Genomic DNA, 2,495 nt, shown 5'->3' with positions numbered 1-2,495 from the left:
TGTATTTTTGGAAATGGCAGATGATAAAGTTTTAGCCATCTTAATCCCCTTTTTTGAGCATTGCTTCTGAAAATCTTTTAAGCCAGTTCAAAAGTCTTAAAGTTTCTTCTGTTGCGAATATATATTCGTGTGTTTGTGCTTCTAAAACAATTGGATTTAAAATGTTTGCAATATTATTTTTATCTTTTATTTTTTCTAAGTTGTCAAACCACTCTCGGTTAAACTCACCTTTTATTATTTTCAAATCTGTTTCATTAAAAAGCCAGTCTGATATAATTGCAATTGCCATTAAATGATGATTTTTACCTTTTGAAAATAAAAAAGAAAGAGTATTTCCAAGCCCATTTGTAAGTATTAAAGTAGGAAGTCTTCCTATTAGAGAGGAAAAGTCTTTTTCATAAGGTTTATTAATAACTTCTTTTATCTTTTCAAATGCATAACTTGCTCTTTTTTGCTCAAGGGTTTTATTATTCATTTTTTCCCTCCAGTACAGAAACCTTTGTAAATCCTCTGCCTAATGTTTCATCTCCTCCAAATTGGAAAATTTTATTATTTATAAAATCAGCAACATTATTAATGTTTTCCTTATTTTCTGTTCTTGAGAAGATTAAGTTATAAAAGACTGTTTCAGCCGGCACTAATTCCTCATACCATAAAGCCCCTTCTTTTACTGTTCCTTTAGCCTGGTCAATTCTTGTTCTTGCATTTACTTCTGTGTGGTTTTTTACAAAATATCTAAAGCTGTCATCAGATAATACAGCTATTCTTTTAGGGTCTATATCAAGCTCTAACATATCAAAGCTATTTTTTAAACTGTTATCAATTTCAGCTTCAAAACTAAGCTCTTCTAAAACAAGATACTTATTGCTTATTACAGGCTCTTCAGAGCTAACTACAGCACCTTTGTTTTTTAAAGCCTCTCTATTAAACGGAATGTCTATCCCTGTATCTCTTTTAAATCTATCTATCACAAAAGGAGATGTTATCCACACAAAAACGCCTTTAACAGACTTCACAGGAAACAATAAAATTTTTCCATCAGTAAAGATAATATCTCCTTCATGCTCTCCATGTCCAAATAGATTGAAAAACTCTTTACACTTTTCTTGATTAACATTTTCAGGGCAGGCTTCAGGTTTTTCAGGAAAATTCTCAGGAGAAAAATTTACCTCTTTTAATCCATACTCTGCTCTTATTACGCCTTTTATTGAGCTTGAAGGCATCACAGGAAAGTCCGTATGAGACTCCCTCTGGACAGGCAGGTCTATTATGTCTAAAGTTGTCCCACTTCCTATGTGCAGGGGTGTATGACAGTGATAAAAGGCTATTTTCTTACTCATCTTTTCCCTCCAGTGATACTGCTGAAATTATTGTTAATCCAAATCCTATAGGACTGTTTTTATCAAAATATGGAAGTTCATGTATATAAAATCTTGGCTTAAGCCAGTAGTTATTAAAAATCTCATCAAGCATACTTTCATCTTCTAATCTATAATAAAAAACAGAGCCTTCAGGTATTAACTTAAACAGTCTTGTAGGAAAACCGCCTAATTTCTTATTTTCTTTATAAATGTTGTACCATCCACTAAAGGTTATAATTTTTCCTGTCAGCTGGGCTATTTTCTTTGCTCCATTTATTTCTGGTGGGTAGTTTGTAGGTGTTAATAAAATTATTTTAAAAAGTTTTGTTTTTTGTATTTTTTCTTTAATTCTTTCTTTTACTTCTTCAAAAAAAGTTTCAGGAGCTTTATCACTTTTAAAGACCTTTACAGCCTTTGCTTCACCGCCAATTGTCAAAAATTCCTTTTTTAGTTTTTTGTTAAACTCAGCAAAAAATCTAACATTTTCATTAAATCTTAAAAATGGCTGGAAATAAAGTTTTTTTTCCTTAGTTGTTCTTTTGTTTTTATCTATTTCTATCCCTGCTGTAAGCTCGTTTGTTATAATGTCAAATAAGTCATAAAAACTGTTTTTTTCTGGTGTTTTCCCAAGTAGATAATTTATTAAACCTTCTGTATTTATAAATTTACCGCCAGCTTTCATTTTTTTATCTGTGTTAAATTTAACAAAAAACTCTATTTTTTCTGAAGAAATGAAATCTCCATCAGATTTTTTCAAAAATGAGCTTACAACTTTTCCATCATTTTCAAAACCAATATCAAAAGGTGAAGGAAATAAAAATTCCTGTTTTTCTTCATTGTAAAGAGATAAAACATTTAAACCGACTTTTGAATTTGTACTTTTATTAAAAGCACTTACAAAAGGAACAGGATTAAGGAAAAAATTTATTTCTCTATTATGTTGCTCACCGGCATTAAAAGGTTTCCCATCTCCAAAAATCAAAACATCAAAAGGAGCTATCAGATACCTTTCCATTTTACATTACCTTTTGTTTATTTATGTATTTTGCTATTTTTAAAATATTTACTATTCTTAATGGGTCATTAAATTTGTTGTTTAACTTATTTATTATTTCAATGATATTTTCAACTTTA

3 protein-coding genes are annotated in these 2,495 nt (G+C 29.8%); all 3 read right to left on the bottom strand.

All coding sequences use genetic code 11. The features are described from left to right. Positions 1-40 precede the first annotated feature (40 nt). Genes cmr5 through HG1285_RS04550 form a run of 3 tightly spaced genes read right to left on the bottom strand, consistent with a single transcriptional unit; the run spans position 41 to position 2,376 of the window. Positions 41-475, bottom strand: coding sequence for a type III-B CRISPR module-associated protein Cmr5 (gene cmr5 / locus HG1285_RS04540; RefSeq protein WP_008288614.1), 435 nt, complete (start codon positions 473-475; stop codon positions 41-43). Further along, positions 468-1,340, bottom strand: coding sequence for a type III-B CRISPR module RAMP protein Cmr4 (cmr4, locus tag HG1285_RS04545; RefSeq protein WP_008288613.1), 873 nt, complete (start codon positions 1,338-1,340; stop codon positions 468-470). The genes cmr5 and cmr4 overlap by 8 nt, the downstream gene beginning before the upstream one ends. Continuing rightward, entirely contained in the window at positions 1,333-2,376 is a 1,044-nt protein-coding gene (locus tag HG1285_RS04550) for a type III-B CRISPR module-associated Cmr3 family protein (RefSeq protein WP_008288612.1), read from the bottom strand. The genes cmr4 and HG1285_RS04550 overlap by 8 nt, the downstream gene beginning before the upstream one ends. Positions 2,377-2,495 lie beyond the last annotated feature (119 nt).

The sequence above is a fragment of the Hydrogenivirga sp. 128-5-R1-1 genome, assembly GCF_000171895.1.
Note: the sequence above shows the minus strand (reverse complement) of the source record. Positions and strands in the feature narration are given on the sequence as shown.